Consider the following 5,190-nt stretch of genomic DNA (forward strand, 5'->3'; position numbering starts at 1 on the left):
GGCCATTGGGGCTGGCCACCAGGTGGCGTTAATGGCCCCCACTGAGCTATTGGCTGAACAACACGCGGATAACTTTCGAGGCTGGTTAGAACCACTAGGTATTGAAGTTGGCTGGCTTGCTGGAAAGCTAAAGGGTAAAGCCCGCAATGAAGTTTTAGCTCGCTTAGAAGCTGGCGATATTCAAATGTTGGTGGGTACTCACGCTATTTTCCAGGAAAGCGTGAACTACCAGCAGCTAGCGTTGGTTATTGTGGATGAGCAGCACCGCTTTGGTGTACATCAGCGCTTGGCCCTTCGTGATAAGGGTGAACAGCAAGGTCGCTATCCTCATCAGCTGATCATGACGGCTACGCCTATTCCAAGAACGCTGGCCATGACAGCCTATGCCGATTTAGACACCTCGGTCATAGATGAACTGCCGCCGGGCAGAACACCGGTGACAAACTGTTGTGCTACCAGATACACGCAGGGCCGATGTGATAGAGCGAGTGCGTCAGGCCTGTAAAGACAACGGTCGACAAGCCTATTGGGTATGTACACTTATTGATGAGTCGGAAGTGTTGGAGTGTCAGGCCGCTGAAGATGCTGCGGTTACCCTGCGTACAGCGTTGCCAGACTTACACGTTGGCTTGGTACACGGGCGCTTAAAACCTGCTGAAAAAGCGCAGGTTATGGCTGATTTTAAAGATGGCAAGCTAGACTTATTAGTGGCAACTACGGTTATTGAGGTAGGCGTAGACGTGCCTAACGCCAGTATTATGATTATTGAAAACCCCGAACGTTTGGGTTTAGCACAGCTTCACCAATTACGTGGCCGAGTAGGGCGTGGTGCGGTAGAAAGTCAGTGTGTACTTATGTACCAAAGCCCACTATCCAAAACTGCCACTCAGCGCCTAGGCGTATTACGCGAGTCTAACGACGGCTTTTATATTGCACAGCGCGATTTGGAAATTCGTGGCCCGGGTGAATTTATGGGTACCAAGCAAACCGGAATGGCGGAGCTTAAAATAGCAGATTTGGTTCGCGACGCTGCGCTTATTCCAAAAGTTCAAGAGATTGCCTATACCCTTTGGGATAAATATCCGTCTCACGCTCAAGCAATCATCAATAGATGGATAGGGCATAAGGAGCAGTACGGTCATGCTTAATAGTGTGCCTTTAATTAGTTGCGATGACGGAAACAGCGCTAACGCAAATAGCGAAGACGCTGGGCTAATTAGCGCAATTAGCGAAAAATGGGGCTTTCCCGTTGTTAGTAGCAGTGAAAAGCCCGTCGAAGGCTCTGTACTTGACAGGTGCAAAATGGTGTGCTGGGTCTTGCTGACGCTGGCGAGAAAAAAGTGAACCCTGTAGAGGTAGATTTTGCTTCGCCAGCTAGTTTGTATCGCAAACAGCACGGTGGCGGGCGCAAAGAGCCTATTGTTAAAGCCATTGGCCTTAAAGGTAATGAAGCGTGGCATGTGGTAGATGCAACGCCTGGGCTAGGTCGTGATGCCTTTGTTTTGGTAAGCGTTGGCTGCAAGGTCACAATGATAGAGCGATCGCCTGTGGTTGCCGCCTTACTTGAAGATGGTATTCGCAGATTAGCACTTAGTTTTCCAGAACTTGCAGCTAAAATGTCGCTTCAACATGGAAATAGCGCTGAGGTAATGCAATACTTCACTGGTGAGAATGTGAACGCTATTTACCTAGACCCCATGTTCCCACATAAAAAAGAAGTCAGCCTTGGTGAAAAAGGAAATGCGGCTGTTTCAGCAACTGCTTGGTCATGACCCAGACGCAGATGCGCTGTTACCGCCAGCACTAGAGCTAGCTACGCACCGGGTAGTGGTTAAACGCCCAAACAGTGCAGATGTGCTGGCAGGAATAAAAGCATCAATGGCTATTGAAAGCAAAAAACACAGATTTGATGTGTATTTGTGTCAAAAAAATCTAGGAGAGTAGCATGATACAAGTTGGGGGCACTTTGCCTGAAGTAGATTTTAGCCTTTTAGTAAATGGCGAAATAACTAACCCAGGAACGAACGAACTGTTTTCAGAAAAGCGCGTTGTACTATTCGCTGTACCCGGCGCTTTTACACCTACTTGCTCACAAGCACATTTGCCAGGCTATGTAGCGCTTGCTGATAAGCTTAAGGCAAAAGGTGTTGATAATATTATTTGCCTAAGTGTGAACGATGCATTCGTTATGGATGCGTGGGGTAAAGCAAACAATGCAGAAGAAATTACCATGCTAGCCGACGGCAATGGTTTCTTTACCAAGCAAATTGGCTTAGACATGAGTACAGGTAACTTCGGTGGCTTACGTTCGCTTCGTTATTCTATGCTTGTAGAAGATGGCGAAGTTAAAAAGCTAAACGTTGAAGACCCTGGTCGTTTCGATGTAAGCGATGCCCAAACCATGTTAGATAGCCTTTAATTTTTAAAAGGCGTTAAATACTCAAAGCCCGCAACAATTGTTGCGGGCTTTTTTCGTTTAGTCTTTTGTGAATATTCATTAATTTATATATGCGTATACTTGGTCGCTATTTTCATTAAAATGTAACCCAATTATGATCTAGCGTTTTGCAAATTGCGTTGAATATCAAAGTGTTCAGCGAGGGTTAATGAACTTAATTGCATCATTGTGCGTTGAAAATGCAGTGAAATTAAAGGTTCATGTACTGCGTTACTTAGCGTGTAGCCTCGTTTAGTTACCTTTACTTGATTAATGATAATAAGTATCATTTGCGAAAAAAGACAAACGTTTTAGGAAAAAATATGACAATAACACTGAAAAAAATAAGTGCTTTAGTAATGGCTTCGGCCGTTACTTTTTCGATGTTTTCTTCACAGGCGCTTGCTAACGGTGCCATTGGTGATCACGTAAACAACTTGCATGCGCATATTGGTGAATACACCGAAGAAGTACATTGGTTAGAAAGTAAATTTGGCAGTGTTGTTGATGCGTATGAAGCAAAAGATAAATCGCTTAAAACCGACGCGCTAATTGAGTATTGGGAAGAAGTAGACTTCCACTCAGCTATCGAAACCCAGTACGTGCCTATCTATGCTTCTATTTGGCAAGGTATTTATGGTGTAAAGGTAGCTATTGATGAAGGTAAGCCAGTTTCTGACGTGCGCGTAGAGCAAGAGAAGCTAAATCATGCCTTGTGGCAGGCGCTAGGCGCAGTTAAACTTGCGTCTCAATATCAGAAGAAAGGTCTGGTAGGCAAGGTTCAAACCACTGAAAAAGAGCCGACTACAGGGCCTGAAGTTATCGACGATATCAAAACACGTCTTGATCGCGTTGTTGCTAAATATGCAGAGCAGCTTCACGAGGTTGCAACAACACTAGTGCACGACACCTACCTTCAACGTTTTGAAGGTGTAGAGGGTGACTTGATTGCAAAAGACGCAGCCTTGGTTGAAGATCTAGAAAAAGATTTTAACGTAACGCTTCCGCAAGCCATTTCGAAAGATACTGGCGTAGATGCAGTACGCAAAGTAGTAGAGTCTATGCAGGCTAAACTTGATCGCGCTCGTACACTGCTAGTTGAAGTAGAACAAAGTCGTAAAGACGTATTTTAAGGAAGGGGTATGCAACGTAGAACATTCTTACAAGGCTTAGCTGCAGCCGGTGCATTAACTGGTTTGCCGTTTAGTTTTGCCCTCGCTATGACCCAAACTGGCAGTGTGTCAGTTGAGTCTTTACCTAAATTAGAAGGTGATCTCACACTCTATTTAGGGCGTGGCGAAGGCGGTCTGTATGAGAATGTTCTAAAAGCCATTGAAAAGCGCAACCCCAAGTTGAACCTAAAAGTTAGACGCGGCGGCTCAGCAGCACTGGCAAATACCATTGTTGCTGAAACAAGAGCGGGCGTTAAACGCGCTGATTTGTTTTGGGCTGTAGACACCGGTTCTATTGGCGTTGTTACTGATGCTGGCGCTGCAAAGCCATTGCCTGATGACTTGCGTTCGCAGCTTCGCGAAGATTTTCAGTACCCTAGCTGGTCACCGGTAACTGGGCGTGTGCGTACACTGCCGTATAACACAGAGCGGCGTTAAGCCCGAACAAATCCCGGAAAGCGTGATGGCGTTAGCCGATAGCGATTTGAAAGTGGGCTGGGCACCGGCTTATTCATCATTTCAGTCTTTCGTCACCGCCATGCGTATTTTGGAAGGCGATAAAGCCACTAAATCATGGCTTAAAGGCATTAACAAGCATTCGAAAAAGTATGCGGGTGAACTTGGTGTAGTGATGGGCGTTGAACGTGGCGAAGTAGATATTGGCTTTGCAAATCACTACTACACTCTTCGCCTTAAATCGGGTAAACCAAACGCAAATGTGGCCCTTGCTTACAGCAAAGGCGATGCAGGTTGCTTGGTTAATGCGTCTGGCATTGCGGCATTAAGCGACGGTGACTTACCGGTTAACTTTATCCGGTATCTGCTGTCGCACGAAGTACAGTCTTACCTTGCTCGCGAGGCATATGAAATACCTTTGGTTCAAGGGGTTGAACCACCACAAGGCTTGGCGGATTTAAGCACGCTTTCGCCACCTGAAATGGATCTTCGTAAACTGGCTGATTTACGCCCAACACTTAACCTTATGAGGGAAGCTGGCGTACTGTGACAAACTGGCCAAAGTCGTATCCACTGGCACTACTTATTGCGCTGATGGCTTTATTGCCCGTCGGCGTTTTGTTTTCTTTAGCTCAAGATAGTGCCCAGCTTTTCGATACCCATAACCTTCGTGTACTAGGCAATACTCATCTGATTGGTAAGTGCTCACCATCATTGGTTCGGTGCTGATTGGCGTACCGCTTGCCTTTTTAACCGCCTATGTGCAAGCCGCCGTTCAAGCGCTTCTCGGGTGATTCTACTTCTTGCTGCGCCACTGGCGTTGCCTAGCTATATTGGCGCATTCGCCATGTACTTCTCATTTGGTATTGGCGGAGAGATTGAAAACGTTCTAGGAATTAGCACACCCCCTATTAGCGGCTTGTGGGGCTCGGCGTTGGTCATGAGCCTATACACCTATCCCTTTGTAATGATGACAACACGCTCGAGCCTGTTGAGTTTAGATGCAGACTTAGTTAACGCGGCGCGTACGCTAGGTCTGTCGTTAGGTGCTAGCTTATGGCGTGTGGTGCTACCGCGCGGTAGTCAGGTGCTGGTTTCATCTATCGGAGGGAATGGATTAACCTT

Annotated in this window: 4 protein-coding genes and 3 pseudogenes; all 7 read left to right on the forward strand. The window is 46.5% G+C overall.

Going from position 1 to position 5,190, the window contains the following annotated elements; all coding sequences use genetic code 11:
* Positions 1-1,148: pseudogene (locus ACXAD8_RS23025) on the forward strand (ATP-dependent DNA helicase RecG); the annotation flags it as partial.
* 147 nt (positions 1,149-1,295) lie between these two features.
* Positions 1,296-1,772: a class I SAM-dependent methyltransferase gene (locus tag ACXAD8_RS23030; RefSeq protein ID WP_475233104.1), complete on the forward strand. Its 477-nt coding sequence runs from the start codon at positions 1,296-1,298 to the stop codon at positions 1,770-1,772.
* Positions 1,741-1,944, forward strand: a complete 204-nt coding sequence (locus ACXAD8_RS23035) for a class I SAM-dependent methyltransferase (protein WP_475233106.1) — start codon at positions 1,741-1,743, stop codon at positions 1,942-1,944. Before ACXAD8_RS23030 ends, ACXAD8_RS23035 begins: the two co-directional genes overlap by 32 nt.
* 1 nt (position 1,945) lies before the next feature.
* The gene (locus ACXAD8_RS23040) at positions 1,946-2,419 is read left to right on the forward strand and encodes a redoxin family protein (RefSeq protein ID WP_474802968.1); all 474 of its coding nucleotides are present in this window, start codon (positions 1,946-1,948) and stop codon (positions 2,417-2,419) included.
* Positions 2,420-2,760: 341 nt separating this feature from the next.
* The gene (locus ACXAD8_RS23045) at positions 2,761-3,570 is read left to right on the forward strand and encodes a hypothetical protein (protein ID WP_474802966.1); all 810 of its coding nucleotides are present in this window, start codon (positions 2,761-2,763) and stop codon (positions 3,568-3,570) included.
* A gap of 9 nt (positions 3,571-3,579) precedes the next feature.
* Positions 3,580-4,615: pseudogene (locus ACXAD8_RS23050) on the forward strand (extracellular solute-binding protein).
* Between the two features lie 44 nt (positions 4,616-4,659).
* Positions 4,660-5,190: pseudogene (locus tag ACXAD8_RS23055) on the forward strand (ABC transporter permease subunit); the annotation flags it as partial.

This window comes from Planctobacterium sp. AWH2_060, assembly GCF_056158425.1.